Source organism: Actinomadura sp. KC345, assembly GCF_004348515.1.
GTDB lineage: Bacteria > Actinomycetota > Actinomycetes > Streptosporangiales > Streptosporangiaceae > Spirillospora.
On record NZ_SMKH01000176.1, the window covers coordinates 1 to 15,743 of the forward strand.

Consider the following 15,743-nt stretch of genomic DNA (forward strand, 5'->3'; position numbering starts at 1 on the left):
GGCGGGACGGGCCGGTGGGTCAGGAGCGGCTGAGCTTGTCGATGACCGGGGCGGCCCGGCGCAGGATCTCCCGCTCCTCGTCGGTCAGCTCGGAGAGCCTCCTGGCCAGCCACGCCTCCTTGCGGCGCCGCTCGTCGGCCAGCAGGGCGGAGCCCTCGTCGGTCGCGTTCAGCTCGACCTGGCGCCCGTCCGTCGGGTGCGGGCGCCGCGCGACGAGGCCGCGCTCCTCCAGGTAGGCGATGACCCGGGTCATCGAGGGCGGCTGCACCTTCTCGTGGTCGGCGAGTTCGCGCGGCGTCATCGACCCGTGCCGCTCGATCGCGGCGAGCGCGGCGAACTGGGTGAGCGACAGCGGGCTCTGGACTCCGTCCCCGCCCGCCTGCGGACGCAGCGTGCGCAGCCTGCGCGACAGCCGCGCGATCGAGATGCGCAGCTCTTCGGCGAGGCCCGGCGCGGACGGCGCCCGTCCCCGGGTCGGTGGCGTTGTCATAGTCATTGGTCTCCCGTGCTGCCCATGCTGCCACGCCGCGCGGCGGACGCGCCCGCGCCCCGGCCGGGCGCGGCGGCCCGCGACCGGCGGGGTGAGGGACGAACCTACCGAAGAGTCACCGCCCCCGCGCAACGTAGCCTGGCCACATGACCCGACCGCACCGCCCCGACCCACCGCCGATGCAGACCAACGACGTGCGTATCGCGGCGGCGGGCACGGCGGCCTGGGCCGTGGCGCTCGTCGTCCTGCTCATCGTCGGCCTGCCGTCCGAAGACCGCTGGTGGCTGTGGGTCTGCGTCGCGGGCATCGCGATCGGCCTGTTCGCCGTGTGGTACGTCCCGCGGCTCCAGGCGGGGCGTGCCCGCCAGGAGGCCGCCCGCGCCGCCGAACGCGAAGCCGCCCTCCGCGAAGGCCCGCCGGATCCCTCGCCGGGTCCCTCGCCAGAACGCCCGGAGGACGCCGAGACCAGCCAGGCCGCCGGGTCTGCGGAATCGAGCACGGACCCGAAGCGCAGGACGGCCGACTAGGTTTCGAGGTCGGCTTCGGCCAGAAGCACCGGCAGGGACCCCGGGTCGCGTAGGACGGCCTCCACCACGAGCCGACCGGCCCAGTTCCCGGTGGACCACGCCAGCGCCCGCGCGAGCCCCCCGGCTCCGCTCGCATGGATCTCGCCGTCTCTCGTCCACCACTGCACGTCCTGGCCGTCCACGATGAGGCGCTCGTGCGCGAGGTAGTGGGCGGGGGGCTCCGGCAGGACCGCGCTGACAGCCTCCGGTACGGGACGTTTCTCACCCGCCGATTGGACGGCGCCCGGGATCTCGTCTCCGGTCAGAGGCAGATCGAGGAGTTCGGCGAGGCGCCCGTCCCGCCCTTGCCCGGCGATGACGAGCGGCTGCCCCTGGAGGAGCGGCAGGACGTCCGGGCCGTCCAGGACGAGCGCGTCGGCGGCGTCCACGACCTCGACCTGACCGTCCACGACCGCCCGCACGTGGTCCGGTGGTTCGACTACAGCCTCCGGGACGTCGGCCAGGGCCGTCCACAGCCCTCCCAGATGTGCACGGGTGACGGACCGTCCGGGGTCACCGAGGCGGTCGAGCAACTCTTGCGCGCCCCCGGGCTCGTCGAGCAGCTCCTCCAGCGACGTACGGACGCCCAGGGCGAGCAGGAGGCGCTCGTCCAAGCCCTCTGGCGCGATGTCGTAGAGCCCGGTCAGGGACTCGTCCCCGCCGAGCCGGAACTCACTCGGTCTACGGCCGTCCAGGACGGGGTGACGGCTCAGCCACCACGCGGCGTAGGACGGGGCGGCGACGCGGCGGCCGCTGTGCAAGGTCACATGGACGGGGTCGACGATCGCGGCACGCCACGGCGGTCCGGCGAGGACGCGCAGCGCCGCCGCCCAGTCGTCGACCAGCTCCAGGTCCCGGACGGCGACGAACTCCGGTACGAGGGGCGGGAGATCCTGCGGGCCGATCCGCCGCAGGACTTCGTCGGCCCAGAGGTCCTCGTCGTCGAGTTCGAGGGTCTCCGCTTCGTCGGCGATCCCTGTGAGGTTGACGTCCTCGGCCTGGACGAGGGCGAACCCGTCGAGGACTCCGGCGGCTGCGAGGGTCTCCGCACCCCACCGCTCCCGGAGCTCACCGTCGACCACCCCGAACGGCGCGTCATCGGCCATGAGGTCGCGCAGGGGGCTTTGGGGCAGGAGCAGCTCGCCCGCGGGGTAAAGCTCACCGTCGTCGCCCGGCAGGGCCAGCTCGGCCAGCCAGGGCTCCTCGCCGGGATCGATGTGCGCGGCCGCGACCAGCCCCAGGACGGCCTCCGCGGTCGCATCCGGGTCCTCGGCCTCGAAGGACTCCTCGACGGCCGTCCTCACGGCGGCGTCGGCGAGGACGGCCCGCGGGCCCGCCTCGACCGCGCCGAGCCGGGTCAGCAGCGGATGGACCGCGTCGGGGTGGACGAAGCGCAGCCCCAGCGCGTCCAGTCCCCCGGGATCCACGCCGTCGGCGATCAGCAGGCCCCGCGGACCTCGGACGGTCCGCGCGACGTCACCGGCCAGCGGCACCGGGAGGGCCCCCAGAGCGTCCCTGGCGGCCTCGCCGAGCGTCCCGTACACCCGGTGCCACCACGCCGGCTCCCGGTCCACAGCGGCCAGCTCATCGATCACGTCGGCCAGCCCGACCCGCCGCACCCCCAGCACGGCCAGCGCCGGATCCCGCGCGGGCCACTCCGGCGGCAGCAACCCGACGACCACCGCGTCCCGGCCGTCGGGAGCCTCCACACCGCCGAGCACCTCGATGAAGGCGGCCGGAGCGTCCACCGCGACCGCGTCGCGCCCCCGCGTCCGGTGGGGCAGCAGCGGCGCCTCGGGGAGCCGCTCACGGATGTTCCGCCGGACCTTGGCGTCCAGCTCCCCCGCTCCCACCGGCCCCGGCACGAGCCCGAGCACACGCGGGGACACGGGAAGCTCGCCCAGCAGCCGGATGTAGGTCTCGGCGGCCCGATCCACGAGGAAGTCGGTCAGCGGCCCCGGCGCGACGTGCCGCCGGTCGGGTGCGAGCGGGAACGACGCGATGAGCAGCGCGGGCAGATCCAGCCGTTCTTCGCTGGGCGTGGGCGCATGCACGACGCCCGGTGTGCCCTCGGGCAGGCCGTCTTCAGGAAGAGCCCAGCGAACCTGCCAGAACGGCCGTGACCGTTCCTCCACCGGACGGTCTTCCAGAAGAGCCGCCGGGACCTCCCCATGCGCCTCGACCGTGCGCCACACGTCCCCGTTGATGACCACCTCGCCCGACGGGCGGTGTTCGGCGGTCAGCGTGCGGACGGCGCCGTCAATATCGATCTCGACGCTCTCCAGCGCGGGCAGGGCCAGCATCAGCGCCGCGCCGACCTGGCCGAGCTGCCGCTGGACGGACTCGACCGCGTCCTCGCGCAGAGGCAACCGCACGACCGTGTCGAAACCCGCCGGAATCCCGGGCAGCTCCGCGTCGCCCAACGCGAACGGCAACCGCAGCAGCGGAACGTGCCCGCCGCGCCGCGCCAGCTCGCCGGCGAGCACGGGGATCTCCTCCACCAGCCCTCGCGCCCGCTCCCGCGACCACGCCACGCCCTCTGCCCCGGACGCGATGGCCGGCCGATCGCTGACGGCCGCGACGGCGGCGAACCCGACGCCGAACCGTCCGGTCGCACCCGTTTCGTCGCGCTTGGCGGACGCCCGCAGCGTGGACAGCGCCTCGACGCCCGCGGCGTCCAGCGGCGCGCCCGCGTTCGCCGCGTCCAGGGTCGCCGTGCGCTCCGGGCCGTCCGGCCCGTGCGTCCGCAGGGCCAGCCGCAGACGCCCGGAGACGGCGGCGCGCAGCGCGGCGTCGGCGGCATTCTGCGCCAGCTCGGTCACGACGCGGTCGCGGTAGCCGCCGAGCGCGAAGTCCTCCTCGGTGTTGGCGTCCTCGCGGAACCGGGCCGGCGACTCGCTCCACGCCCGCAGCACCCGCGCACGCAGCGCCCGCGCCCCGAAGGGATCCGGGCCCTCGGCGGCACCGTTCTCCACAGCATCGTCTTCCACAGCACCGTCCTCCAGGGGCCGGTCCATCGGGTCAGCTGTGGCCGAGGGCCTCGTCGTCCAGGGACGCCGCGTCCTCGTCGCCGCCCGTGGGGACGACCTCGTAGCCCAGCTCGTCGATGACGGGCGGGTTGTGCTCGGACACCGCCGGGATCGAGACGGCCTCGGAGTGCGCGCCGCAGCCGTGGTCGGCGGACACGACCCGCCCGTCGTCGGAGGCGTACTCGTTCGCGCACACGCCGAAGACCTGCCGCAGCTCCCCGGCCAGCGGGAGGAAGAACCCGCAGGTGGAGCACTGCGCGGGCGCGGACGCGGCGATCGGGGCGCGCGGGCCCCCCACGCCGTCGTACCAGCGCTCGGCCGCCTCGTCGCGCCCCTCCTGGGACAGGACCCGGACGCGGCCGAGGCCGGGCTCCCACTGCGCCTGCCGGTCGCCGTACTCGGCGGTCTGCGTGAAGCCCGGCGCGAGCCGGACGTCGTCGGGCGCGGTCGGCAGCAGGTCGCCGGGACCGAGGTCGCCGGGACGCAGCCGCTCCAGCCACGGCACCCACGGCGGCGCGAGCATGGCCTCGTCCCCGGGCAGCAGGACGCATTCGCTGACCGTGACGATCTTGGCGCGGGAGGCCCGCGTCACCGTGACCGCCCAGTGCCAGCCCGAGTAGGCGGGATCGAGGCAGCCGAAATAGTGCGTGACCACGCGGTCGCCTTCGGCGCGCTGGCCGAGATGCTCACCGACCGGCTGGGGCCACGCGGTCTCCTCCGCGGCCTCCCGGGCGAGGTCGACGGCCTCGGCGCAGGCCGGGTCGACGGCGGGCATGCGGGTCCGGCGGGCGGGCCCGGTGGTGGCGCCCGCGGCGGCGGAACGCGCGGGACTGGACTGACGCGATGGGCTCACATGTCAATTCTCGCCCATGGAACGACGTGACCGGACACACCACCCCCGTGGCGGACGCGGGGTGAGCCCGCCGCAGGGCGGGGAACGTACCTTCAGTCGGAGTCCGCGAAGGCCGTGCCCCGGCCCGACAGCCAGGGCGGCCGCGGGGGGAGAGCAGCGCGCATGGGTGACCGGACACGGTTCGGACGGGCCGTCCGCGCCGGCGCCGCGAGGACGGCGCGGGTGCTGCGCGGAACGCGTTCGGCCGTGTCGGGGACGGGCCGGCTGACCCGCCGCGTCACCCACGCCCAGGGCGCGGGACGCAGCGGGCTCGGCGCCCTGATCGAGTCGTCGGCGTTCAACTCCGCGGGCGACGCGATGGTCACCGTCGCCCTCGCCGGGACGCTGTTCTTCGGCCTGGACGTCAACCAGGCACGCGGCCAGGTCGCCCTCTACCTCGTCGTCACGATGGCGCCGTTCGCGCTCGTCGCGCCCCTGATCGGACCGGCGCTCGACCGGGCGCGGCACGTCCGCCGGTACGCGATCGCGAGCACGTTCGTGATGCGCGCGCTGCTGTGCTGGGGGATGGCGAGCGCGCTCCCGCACGGCGACCAGGTCACGTTCCTGCCCGCGGCGTTCGGCGTGCTCGTGCTGTCCAAGGCGTTCGGCGTGCTGCGGGCGGCGGTGACGCCCCGCGTCCTGCCCGGCGAGATCTCGCTGGTGACCGCGAACGCGCGGAACGCGTTCGCGGGGCTGATCGCCGCGTCGATCACCGCGCCGATCGCCGCGGGCCTCGCCGTGCTCATCGGGCCGGGCTGGGTCCTGCGCATCGGCACGGTCGTGTTCCTGCTGGGCGTCGTGTTCACCATGCGGCTGCCCGCGCGGGTGGACGTCCCTGACGCAGTGCCCTCACCCGAACCCGGAGAGGACCGGCCGCCGGAACCGGCCTCGAAGCCGTCCTGGCGCCGGCGGACGATGCCGCGCGTCGGCCCGGTCGTGGCCGAGGCGATGCAGATGAACGCGGCGCTGCGGGCGCTCTCCGGCTTCCTGATCATCTACCTGGCGTTCCTGCTCCGCCAGGAGCGCTTCGACCCGGTGTCCCACCATGTCGCGCTCGCCCTGCTCGCGGCGTGCGCGGGGGCCGGCGGCCTCATCGGCACCGCGCTCGGCGCCTGGATGAAGGCGCGGGCGCCGCGGCTGATCGGCTCGGCGACACTGGCGTCGGTCACCGCCGTCACCGCCGCCGGCGCGGCGTTCTTCGGGCTGTGGGCCGCGCTGGCGGTGGCGACCGCGGCGGGGCTCGGGCAGGTCCTCGGGAAGCTCTCCATGGACGCGGTGGTGCAGCGCGAGGTCGGCGAGGAGATGCGCTCGTCCACGTTCGCCTTCTCCGAGAGCCTGCACCAGCTCGTCTGGGTCCTCGGCGGGCTGCTCGGCCTCGGCATGTCGATCGTCGCGGACGGGCGGGTCGCGCTCGCGGTCGTCGCGGCCGCGCTCGCGGTGTCGCTCGTCCTGCTGCTGACACGCCGGACCGGGACGCGCCGCCGGGCACGCCGCCCCCGCCGCACGGACACGATCAAGGACGCGCACCCGGAGATGCACGGTTGAGCCCCGGAACCAGGAGGCGTCCGGACGTCAGGGCGCCAGGTCGTCGGCGACGGCCCGCAGCACGGTCGCGATCTTCTTGGCCTCCGCCGGGGACGGGTGCTTCCCGCGCCGGTAGGTGTTGGAGATCACGTCCAGCAGCTTGATGAGGTCCTCGGTGATGACGACCATCTCGTCGGGCTTCTTGCGCCGCTGCTTGGCGATGGTCTTCTCGACCGACGGCAGGGTCTCCAGCACCCTGACCTGGAGCGCCTGCTGCCCCCTGCGCCCCTCGACCACGCCGAACTCGATGCGCTGGCCCGGTTTGAGCGTGGATACGCCGCCCGGCAGCGCCGAGGAATGCACGAAGACCTCACCGCCGTCGTCGCGGGTGAGGAAGCCGAACCCCTTGTCGGAGTCGTACCACTTGACCTTGCCAGTCGGCACCGGAGACCTCGTTCGGTAATCGTCCTGAATCGACCCCAAGATTAGTCCCTCGCCATGCGCCGGTGTACACACCGGGGTGCCTTACGCGAAGGGCTGAGAGGCCGTTCCGGCGACGCTATCCCGGACGCCCGGGACGGGCACCCGAATATCCGGTCACGCGGTCGCCGCGAAGCCCGTCATCCAGTCGGGGAAGGCCAGCAGGTCGGGCAGGACGACGTCGGCGCCGTAGGCGGCGAGGGCCGCCGAGTCGAACGGGCCGGTCGCCACGGCCACGGCCACCGCCGACGCGGCCCGCGCGGCGTCCACGTCGCCGGTGTGGTCCCCGATGTAGGCGCCCGCGCCGTGCTCGCGCAGGGCGGCGCCCTTGCCCGCGCCGAACAGGCCGCCCACCACGACGTCCACCTCGAGCCCGAGGTGGCGGACGGTGCGCTCGGTGTCGGCCTGGTTCTTGCCCGACACGATGACGGTCCGCCCGCCCCCGGCCCGGACCGCGTCCAGAGCGGCGGTGGCGCCGGGCATCAGCACGGTCGCCGGGATCGCGATGTCGGCGTAGATCGCCCGGTAGCGCGCCGCCATCGCGGGCACCTCGTCCACCGGGAACCAGTAGGCCAGTTCGTCCTCCAGCGGAGGACCGATCCGCCGCACCACCTGGGCGGTGTCGATCGGGACGCCGGTCTCCGCCGCGAGGGCGGTGTACACGGCCGCGATCCCGTCCCGGGTGTCGGCCAGCGTCAGATCGAGGTCGAAGCCGACCGCAAGGGACGAGTCAGGAGATTCAGGGGAGACGAGGTCAAACACGTCCCACAGGGTAAGGGGCTGGACACACGCGTGGACCCGCGCTCTCCTGGTAGTGGCGATGCGACGGGATCCGAGTAGGAGAGCGCGGGAACTTTTCGCGCGGGAACCGTTCTGTTGTGACCGGGACTGGTGTCGCCCGGTCCTCCCGAACGGCCGCCCGTGCGGACGGTATACCCGGGCCCCCGACCACAAACCATCTGACCAGGGAAAACGCAGGACTCGAACGAACCACCCGAAGCCAAAAGACGTCCAGGCTCCGGACCCGGACCGTCCGCCCCCGGCGAAGTCCCTCCCCGGTGAAGGAGGCCGCACCATGGCAGAGAACCCCGACCGGCCGCTCGACCAGGATCGCGGCGCCGCGACCGGCCCCGCGGCCACGACCGGCCCCGCGGTGACGGGCGAGCACTCCATGACCCGCACCGAGCCGGGCGGCGACCACCGCGCCCCGCGCGTGCGGCGGCTCACCGCCGGGGCGGGTGCGGTCCGCCGCCGCGCGACCGGAGCGGTCGCCGCCGTGGTCTCCGCCGTCACGACGGTCATCGTGCTGATCCTGGCCGTGCACATCGTGTTCGTCGCGTTCGAGGCCAACACGGGCAACGACCTCGTCCGCTGGTTCGGCGAACGGGCCACCGACCTGTCCTGGCAGTTCAAGGACGTCTTCCAGCCCGACGACCTCAAGGTCGCGGTCGCCGTCAACTACGGCCTCGCCGCCCTCGTCTACCTGGTGGCCGGCCGCATCCTCGTGGGACTGATCCGCCGTCTCTGATCACGCTTCCCGGGTCTCGCCGGGCCACGGTGCCGGCGGGCGCCGGCGGCTCAGTCCCTGCCCGGGAAGCGGACCTCGTCGAACGGCCAGGCGGTCTTGACCCATTCGCGGACGAACTCCTCCAGCTCCTTCTCCAGGGCGGAGTTCTCCTCGTCGGCGCGGACCCAGAACACGACGACCGCGTCCGCGCCGGGCCCGTCGGACGGCGCGACGTGGATGCGGCCGAGCTGGCGCTCCCCGTCCGGCGTGATCACGACATAGCTGAACGAGCGCCGCAACTGTCCCTGCTTCTGCAGCCAGGCGACGTCGATCAGGGCCTGCTCGAAGGTGAACTCGTGGTCCGGCCATCCCCACTCGGGCCCGAACCGCCCGGCGAGCCTGTCCAGGCTGCCGATCACGGCGCCGTAGTCCTTGACCACGTCGTGGACGGTGATCGGGCGGATCTGGAACCGGGGACCGGCCACCAGCGTCGGCACCACGAAGTCTTCGGGCAGGAAGGCCCCATCGGCCGCCTTCCGCGGAGACATGAACATCGTCGACCTCTCCGAGACGGCCCCTTCCGGCGACGGGGCGCGGAGGACTGAAACTCTAGTCGCCCCCGACCCGGCGCGAGACGGATCGCGAATTCGGGCGTGCCGTCGCGGGGACCCGGGCTCCCTGGGCCGATGATGCCTTAGTGTTCTTGCGGAGGAACCCATCACCATGACGACATCTACGCGCGATCGGATCGTGGCCGAGTCGCTCCGGCTGTTCGCCGACCGCGGTTACGCGGCGACCTCGGTCGCCGAGATCGAGGCGGCCGCCGGCCTGTCACCGGGCGCGGGCGGCCTCTACCGGCACTTCCGGTCCAAGGAGGAGGTGCTCGCCTCCGCCATCCGCGAGCACATCGAACGGACCCGCAAGCAGATCAGCGACGTCCTGGACGAGTCGACCGCCTACGAAGAGCGCCCGCTGGAGATCCGGCTGCGGATGACGTGCCAGGCGGGCCTGGCGAAGATGCGCGAGGAGCAGGACCTCATCCGGGTGCTGTTCCGCGACCTCGACCAGTTCCCGCACCTGGTCGCCGAGATGCGGGAGGGCATCGTCAACCCGCTGTACGACGGGATCGCCACCTGGCTCTCGTCGCAGCCCGAGTTCGAGGACGCCGGCGAGGACTGGTCGGCCATCGCCTCGATCCTCGGCGGCGCCGTCGTGAACTACTGGCTGGCCAACGAGTCGATGTACGAGCCGCCCCAGCGCATCGACGAGAAGCGGTTCGTGGAGAGCTGGGCACGGCTCGGCCTCGGTTTGACGCACCTGGACCGCAGCCCCGCCACCTGAGGCCCGCCACCTGACCTCGGCGCCCGGAAGCGCCCCCGCGCGTTCTCCGTCCTCCACCTTCCCCCCCGATCCGAGCAGGCCGTGCGGGCTTCTACCCTTGAGGAGCCCGGTACAGGCGGCGCGCACGCCACCTAAAGTTGGGGATCGGCATGGAAACGTATGCGGACTGGTTGCGCGCGCGAGGCGACGACGAGCTTCGTGCGCTGCTGGCCGCGCGTCCAGAGCTGCTCGCCCCCGTCCCCGCGGACCTGACCGCCCTCGCCGCCCGCGCCGCCACGCCCGCCGCGATCTCCCGCGCCCTCGACCGCCTCGACCGCTTCACGCTCGCCGTCCTGGAGGGCCTGCTCGTCCTGTCGGCACCCGCCGGGCCGGACGCGCTCGCCGCCGCCGTGGGCGCCACGCCCGAGCAGGTCGCCGGCGCGCTCGGCACGCTTCGCCGGTACGGGCTGGCCTGGGGGGACGGGACGCCCAGCACCGCACCCGGCGTCCGGCAGGGCCTCCCGCACCCGGCGGGGCTCGGGCCGCCCGTCCAGGAGGTCTTCGCCGGATACCCCCCCGAGCGCCTCGCCGAACTGGTCAGCGACCTGGAGGGGCGGGAGCCGCGCGGGTTCGCGGACTCCGCACGGCTCCTGCGGCGGCTCGCCGAGCTGCTGGACGACCCCGCCCCGCTCATCGACGACGCCGGCCCGGAGGCGCGGGCCGCCCTCGACGCCCTCCTGTGGGGCCCGCCGTTCGGGCGGGTCGCCGACGCGCGCCGCCCCGTCCGGATCGGCACCGCCGCCACCCCGATCGAGCGGCTCCTCGCCCGGGGCCTCCTCGCCGCCGAGGACGACCGCACGGTCACCCTCCCCCGCGAGGTGGCGCTGCACCTGCGCGGCGGCCACCTGTTCCAGGACGTTCCGGCGGAACCGCCCCCGCTCGCGTCCGCACCGGGAGAGCCGCGCGGCGACGACATCGTGGTCCGGGCCGCGGCGGGCGAGGCGGCGAGCGCCGTCCGGCTCACCGAGGACCTGCTGGAGCGGTGGGGGCTGGAGCCGCCGCCCGTCCTGCGCAGCGGCGGCCTCGCCGTCCGCGACCTGCGCGCCGCCGCCACGCTCCTGGACGTCCCCGAGTGGCGGGCCGCGCTGCTCGTCGAGGTCGCGTACGCGGCCGGGCTGCTGACCCGCAGCGGCGACCTGGACGGCGAATGGCTGCCCACCCCCGCCTACGACCTGTGGCTCATGCGCGACACCGCCGGCCGCTGGACCGAGCTCGCGCGCGGCTGGCTGAAGTCCGACCGGGCCGCCGGGCTCGCGGGGGAACGCGACGACCGGGACCGGCTCATCAACGCGCTCAGCGAGGCGATGGTGCGCAGCAGCGCGCCGGCCACCCGCCGCGCCGCCCTGGAGATCCTCACGGACGCCGGGCGCGGCGTCGCCGTCACCGAGGACTCCCTCCGCGCCCGCCTCGCGTGGCTGCGGCCGCGCCGCGGCGGCCCGGCACGCGACCGGCTCCTCGGCTGGACGCTGCGCGAGGCCGCCGTCCTCGGCATCACCGGCTTCGGGGAGCTGGCCCCCTTCGCCCGCGACCTCCTCGCCGGCGACGACCCCGAACCCGCCCTGGAGAAGCACCTCCCCGCGCCCGTCGACGAGATCGTCATCCAGGCGGACCTGACCGCGATCGCGCCCGGCCCGCTGGTCACCGACCTCGCCCGCGAACTCGCCCTCGCCGCCGACGTCGAATCCACCGGCGGCGCCACCGTCTACCGGTTCACGCCCGAGTCGGTCCGCCGCGCCCTGGACGCCGGCCGGACCGCCGCCGACGTCACCGAGCTGCTGGCCCGGCACTCGGCGACCCCGCTCCCGCAGCCGCTCACCTACCTGATCGACGACGTCGCCCGCCGGCACGGCCACCTGCGCGTCGGCGCCCTCACGTCCTATGTGCGCACGGACGCGCCCACCACGCTCGACGAGATCCTCGCCGACCGGCGCTCGGACGCGCTGCGCCTGCACCGCCTCGCCCCGACCGTGCTCGCCTCCGCCCTCCAGCGCGCCGACCTGCTCGACGGGCTGCGCGCGATGGGCCTCGCCCCCGTCGCCGAGGCCCCCGGCGGCGGCGTGATCGTGACCCGCCCGGACGCGCAGCGCGCCGAACCACCGCCGACCGCCGAGATCGTCCGGCTGCGCCCGGAGGGGCGCACCGACGCCTCGATGGTGTCCGCCGCCGTCCGTGCCCTGCGGGCCGGCGACGCGGCGGCGCGGCACGGCGCCGAGCAGGCGCGGCGGCGAGCGGACGCCCCGTCCGGCGAACCGCCCCGCTCCCCCGCGATGGCCACCATCGAACGCCTCCGCGCCGCCGTCGAGCGCGGCGGGCGCGTCTGGATCGGCTACCTCGACCAGCAGGGCCAGGCGTCCAGCCGGATCGTGGAGCCCGTCCGCGTCGAGGGCGGCTTCCTCACCGGCTACGACGCCACCCGCGCCGCCGTCCACCGCTTCGCCCTCCACCGCATCACCGGCGTCTCCGAGCTCACCGACGACCCGGCCTCCTGACGTCCCGCGTCCCGCGCGAATGTGCGACCGCTTGCGGACGCGCGTGAACCCTGGTTCCGTCAGCAGAGTCGAACAGGTAGCGGTCCAAGGGCGAGAGGAGGCTGTCCGTGAGCGGATACGGAGGTAGCCCGCCCCCTGGCTGGCAGGACCCGTACGGGGGTTCGCCGGGCTGGGGCGGCGACCCGTACGGCGGCGCGTACGGACCGGGCGGGGCTCCCGGCTACGGCTACGGCCCTCCGGGCACGCCGACCAGGCCGGCGAGCAGCGCCTCGACCATCGCCGCCCTCGTCTGCAACATCGCCGGCGTGGTGCTGTGCTGCGGCATCCTGTCCATCCCCGGCGCCATCACGTCCGCGATCGCGATGAGCCGCGTCGAGACCGACCCCGAGTCGGCGCGGAAGCTGACCATCTGGAGCTGGGTCCTGTTCGGCCTCTCCTTCGTCATCGGCATCATCCTGATCATCATCTACATCGTCGCGGTGGTCATGGCCGAAAGCTACGACTCGGGGTATTAGCTGTGTTTATTGCAGTTCCCTTGGCGGTCGGGCCATAGAGGCCCTCTCTTCGGCGGGAACTGCGGTGCGATCGCTGCATCGCTCCGGCTCGCCTTGCGGCTCGCTTCGCGATCAGGTTTTTTGCTTCGCTCGAAACCTGCCTTCGGACTCGATCGCAGTGGTTTTGGTTGTTGCGGGTTGCGGTGGTGGCTTGCGTCAGCGCGAAAGGGACGGGGTGCGATGGGTGCATCGGTCCGGCTCGGTCTGGGGGCTCGCTTCGCGATCGGGTTTCTTGTTTCGCTCGTGACCTGCCTTCGGCGCGATCGCGGTGGTTCGGGTTGTCGCGGGGTGGCTGTGGTGGCTGATGTAGGTGGTCGGGTGGATGCGGCATAACTCCGCGGTGTGTCGTGTTGGAACTCCTGGTCTCGTTCGGTGGGGCGACTTGGCACCCTCGCTCGGGTAGCGTGCACGGGCGTACCCGACCGGAACGGGGCGCCGATCACCGAATCCCGACGGGGGCTCTCGCTTTGACCGACGGTCCGCTCATCGTCCAGTCCGACAAGACGCTGCTGCTGGAGGTCGACCACGACCTGGCCGACGCCTGCCGCAAGGAGATCGCCCCGTTCGCCGAGCTCGAACGGGCACCGGAGCACGTCCACACCTACCGGGTGACGCCGCTCGCCCTCTGGAACGCGCGCGCCGCCGGCCACGACGCCGAGCAGGTCGTCGACACGCTGCTCAGGTTCTCCCGGTATCCCGTCCCGCACGCCCTGCTGGTCGACGTCGCCGACACGATGGCCAGGTACGGGCGGCTGCGGCTGGAGAAGGACCCAGCGCACGGGCTCATCCTGTCGTCCGTCGACCGCTCGGTCCTGGAGGAGGTGCTGCGCGCCAAGAAGATCAAGGGAATGATCGGCGACCGGGTCGGCGAGGATGCCGTCGCCGTCCATCCGAGCGAGCGCGGCGCTCTCAAGCAGGCCCTGCTCAAGCTCGGCTGGCCCGCCGAGGATCTCGCCGGATACGTGGACGGCGAGGCCCACGCGATCTCCCTCGTCGAGGACGGCTGGGAACTGCGCTCCTATCAGCGGGACTCCGCCGAGGCGTTCTGGCACGGCGGCTCCGGCGTCGTCGTGCTCCCCTGCGGCGCCGGGAAGACCATCGTCGGCGCCGCCGCCATGGCACGCGCCGAGGCGACCACGCTGATCCTCGTCACCAACACCGTCTCCGCGCACCAGTGGAAGCAGGAGCTGCTCCGCCGCACGTCCCTGACCGAGGACGAGATCGGCGAGTACACCGGCACGAAGAAGGAGGTCCGTCCCGTCACGATCGCCACGTACCAGATCATGACTACGCGCCGGAAGGGCGCCTACGCGCACCTCGAACTCTTCGACGCCCGTGACTGGGGCCTGGTCGTGTACGACGAGGTGCACCTGCTTCCCGCGCCGATCTTCCGGATGACCGCCGACCTGCAGGCCCGCCGCCGCCTCGGTCTCACCGCCACCCTCGTCCGCGAGGACGGCCGTGAGGGGGACGTCTTCTCCCTCATCGGCCCCAAGCGCTACGACGCGCCCTGGAAGGACATGGAGGCCCAGGGCTGGATCGCGCCGGCCGACTGCGTCGAGGTGCGCGTGACCCTCACCGACTCCGAACGCCTCGCCTACGCGACCGCCGAGCCCGAGGAGCGCTACCGCTTCTGCGCCACCACCGACACCAAGACCAAGCTCATCCAGGCGCTGGTGGACCGGCACAGAGGCGAACCGACCCTCGTCATCGGCCAGTACATCGACCAGCTCGACGAACTCGGCACCCTTCTGGACGCACCGGTCATCAAGGGCGAGACCCGCGTCCGCGAACGGGAACGCCTCTTCGACTCGTTCCGCTCGGGTGAGATCGACGTGCTGGTCGTCTCCAAGGTCGCGAACTTCTCCATCGACCTTCCCGAGGCGTCCGTCGCCGTCCAGGTATCGGGCGCCTTCGGGTCCCGCCAGGAGGAGGCCCAGCGCTTGGGCCGCCTGCTGCGGCCCAAGGCCTCGGGCCACGGTGCCCGCTTCTACGCCGTCGTCGCCCGCGACACCCTCGACCAGGACTACGCCGCCCACCGCCAGCGCTTCCTGGCCGAACAGGGCTACGCCTACCGCATCGTCGACGCCGACACCGTCCTCGCCGGCGACGACATCTAAGCACGCCGTCACACGATGAAGGCCCCGCCGGGTGCAGGCGGAGCCTTGGGATCGTGGTCAGCCGAGATTCTGTTCACGGGTCTTGACGACGTTCACGAACGTCGTCCATTCGGCGGCGGTGAGGATCAGCACCGGTCCGTCCGGCGACTTGCTGTCCCGGACACCGATGCCGGACCGTAGCCCGGCCACCTCTACGCAGTTGCTCGCTCCGTTGCTGCGGGAACCCTTGCGCCAGGCGGCGCCACTCGCAGGACGACCCATCCAATCTCCTCCCTGAGATCGGGAATCTTTTACCCCCACTCACAGCGCATACCCAAAAAGGCGCTTTTCGGCTGCGCGAAAGCCGGATCGCCCCACGTCTCCACGTTCCGAAAATGCTCGTCAGGCGTCCGGTGACCACCGTCGGGGACGCTCACAGAGATGCGGCTTCCGACTCACACCGGGCATCGAGGCCGGGACCGACCGAGCGCCGAGCAGGTCACCGAACACCCTCGGCCTCGATGGCGGGTTCGTGCGGCGTCTCCTCCGCAGGAACCTGGTAGGCGAACGAGAAAGGGCCCCGCCATATCGGCGGGGCCCTTCCAGCAATATGAGTCCGGCGGTGTCCTACTCTCCCACACAGTCTCCCATGCAGTACCATCGGCGCTGAAGGGCTTAACTTCCGGGTTCGGAATGGGACCGGGTGTTTCCCCCTCGCCAAAACCACCGAACG

Annotated in this window: 14 protein-coding genes and 1 rRNA gene; 7 read left to right on the forward strand and 8 right to left on the reverse strand. The window is 73.2% G+C overall.

Annotated elements, in window-relative coordinates; genetic code table 11:
* Positions 1-19 precede the first annotated feature (19 nt).
* On the reverse strand, positions 20-490 hold the full coding sequence (locus E1281_RS25340; RefSeq protein WP_131882172.1) for a MarR family transcriptional regulator: 471 nt from the start codon (positions 488-490) through the stop codon (positions 20-22).
* Positions 491-636: 146 nt separating this feature from the next.
* On the opposite strand from E1281_RS25340, the gene E1281_RS42860 reads away from it, so the two are divergent.
* On the forward strand, positions 637-1,017 hold the full coding sequence (locus tag E1281_RS42860) for a DUF2530 domain-containing protein (protein ID WP_131882173.1): 381 nt from the start codon (positions 637-639) through the stop codon (positions 1,015-1,017).
* Here E1281_RS42860 and E1281_RS25350 read toward each other — a convergent pair.
* Together E1281_RS25350 and E1281_RS25355 are read right to left on the reverse strand one after the other, a co-directional pair.
* On the reverse strand, positions 1,014-4,046 hold the full coding sequence (locus E1281_RS25350; protein ID WP_165959096.1) for a hypothetical protein: 3,033 nt from the start codon (positions 4,044-4,046) through the stop codon (positions 1,014-1,016). The genes E1281_RS42860 and E1281_RS25350 overlap by 4 nt on opposite strands.
* A 31-nt stretch (positions 4,047-4,077) precedes the next feature.
* Complete coding sequence (locus E1281_RS25355; protein ID WP_131882182.1) at positions 4,078-4,860, reverse strand: DUF3027 domain-containing protein; 783 nt, start codon at positions 4,858-4,860, stop codon at positions 4,078-4,080.
* 240 nt (positions 4,861-5,100) lie between these two features.
* Here E1281_RS25355 and E1281_RS25360 point away from each other — a divergent pair, with 240 nt between their 5' ends.
* Positions 5,101-6,522 carry an MFS transporter gene (locus tag E1281_RS25360; RefSeq protein ID WP_131882174.1) on the forward strand — a complete coding sequence of 474 codons (1,422 nt, stop codon included), beginning with the start codon at positions 5,101-5,103 and terminating at the stop codon, positions 6,520-6,522.
* A gap of 27 nt (positions 6,523-6,549) precedes the next feature.
* On the opposite strand, the gene E1281_RS42670 is transcribed toward E1281_RS25360, so the two are convergent.
* Positions 6,550-6,945, reverse strand: a complete 396-nt coding sequence (locus tag E1281_RS42670; protein WP_131882175.1) for a cold-shock protein — start codon at positions 6,943-6,945, stop codon at positions 6,550-6,552.
* Positions 6,946-7,098: 153 nt separating this feature from the next.
* Entirely contained in the window at positions 7,099-7,743 is a 645-nt protein-coding gene (locus E1281_RS25370) for an HAD hydrolase-like protein (protein WP_243717386.1), read from the reverse strand.
* Positions 7,744-8,056: 313 nt separating this feature from the next.
* Between E1281_RS25370 and E1281_RS41395 the strand changes: the two genes are divergently transcribed.
* Positions 8,057-8,509, forward strand: coding sequence for a hypothetical protein (locus E1281_RS41395; protein WP_207943481.1), 453 nt, complete (start codon positions 8,057-8,059; stop codon positions 8,507-8,509).
* A 50-nt stretch (positions 8,510-8,559) separates the two neighbouring features.
* Here E1281_RS41395 and E1281_RS25380 read toward each other — a convergent pair whose 3' ends face one another.
* On the reverse strand, positions 8,560-9,036 hold the full coding sequence (locus tag E1281_RS25380; protein ID WP_243717388.1) for a GNAT family N-acetyltransferase: 477 nt from the start codon (positions 9,034-9,036) through the stop codon (positions 8,560-8,562).
* A gap of 175 nt (positions 9,037-9,211) precedes the next feature.
* On the opposite strand from E1281_RS25380, the gene E1281_RS25385 reads away from it, so the two are divergent.
* The 4 genes from E1281_RS25385 to E1281_RS25400 all read left to right on the forward strand — a co-directional run bounded on the left by E1281_RS25385 (position 9,212) and on the right by E1281_RS25400 (position 15,031).
* Entirely contained in the window at positions 9,212-9,829 is a 618-nt protein-coding gene (locus tag E1281_RS25385) for a TetR/AcrR family transcriptional regulator (RefSeq protein ID WP_165959097.1), read from the forward strand.
* Positions 9,830-9,978: 149 nt separating this feature from the next.
* Entirely contained in the window at positions 9,979-12,357 is a 2,379-nt protein-coding gene (locus tag E1281_RS25390; RefSeq protein WP_131882177.1) for a helicase-associated domain-containing protein, read from the forward strand.
* Positions 12,358-12,464: 107 nt separating this feature from the next.
* Positions 12,465-12,872, forward strand: a complete 408-nt coding sequence (locus E1281_RS25395; RefSeq protein ID WP_131882178.1) for a DUF4190 domain-containing protein — start codon at positions 12,465-12,467, stop codon at positions 12,870-12,872.
* Positions 12,873-13,378: 506 nt separating this feature from the next.
* Positions 13,379-15,031, forward strand: coding sequence for a DNA repair helicase XPB (locus tag E1281_RS25400; RefSeq protein ID WP_131882179.1), 1,653 nt, complete (start codon positions 13,379-13,381; stop codon positions 15,029-15,031).
* Between the two features lie 57 nt (positions 15,032-15,088).
* Here E1281_RS25400 and E1281_RS25405 read toward each other — a convergent pair whose 3' ends face one another.
* Both E1281_RS25405 and rrf read right to left on the reverse strand, forming a co-directional pair.
* Positions 15,089-15,292: a DUF397 domain-containing protein gene (locus tag E1281_RS25405; protein WP_131882180.1), complete on the reverse strand. Its 204-nt coding sequence runs from the start codon at positions 15,290-15,292 to the stop codon at positions 15,089-15,091.
* Between the two features lie 332 nt (positions 15,293-15,624).
* Positions 15,625-15,741, reverse strand: a 5S ribosomal RNA gene (rrf, locus tag E1281_RS25410).
* Positions 15,742-15,743: the final 2 nt, after the last annotated feature.

What these genes read in the sequence shown, in the direction of transcription:
- E1281_RS25340 (WP_131882172.1), bottom strand. Translation starts at nt 490, where the DNA reads ATGACAACGCCACCGACCCGGGGACGGGCGCCGTCCGCGCCGGGCCTC.
- E1281_RS41395 (WP_207943481.1), top strand. Translation starts at nt 8,057, where the DNA reads ATGGCAGAGAACCCCGACCGGCCGCTCGACCAGGATCGCGGCGCCGCG.
- E1281_RS42860 (WP_131882173.1), top strand. Translation starts at nt 637, where the DNA reads ATGACCCGACCGCACCGCCCCGACCCACCGCCGATGCAGACCAACGAC.
- E1281_RS25405 (WP_131882180.1), bottom strand. Translation starts at nt 15,292, where the DNA reads ATGGGTCGTCCTGCGAGTGGCGCCGCCTGGCGCAAGGGTTCCCGCAGC.
- E1281_RS25380 (WP_243717388.1), bottom strand. Translation starts at nt 9,036, where the DNA reads ATGTCTCCGCGGAAGGCGGCCGATGGGGCCTTCCTGCCCGAAGACTTC.
- E1281_RS25390 (WP_131882177.1), top strand. Translation starts at nt 9,979, where the DNA reads ATGGAAACGTATGCGGACTGGTTGCGCGCGCGAGGCGACGACGAGCTT.
- E1281_RS25360 (WP_131882174.1), top strand. Translation starts at nt 5,101, where the DNA reads ATGGGTGACCGGACACGGTTCGGACGGGCCGTCCGCGCCGGCGCCGCG.
- E1281_RS25355 (WP_131882182.1), bottom strand. Translation starts at nt 4,860, where the DNA reads ATGCCCGCCGTCGACCCGGCCTGCGCCGAGGCCGTCGACCTCGCCCGG.
- E1281_RS25385 (WP_165959097.1), top strand. Translation starts at nt 9,212, where the DNA reads ATGACGACATCTACGCGCGATCGGATCGTGGCCGAGTCGCTCCGGCTG.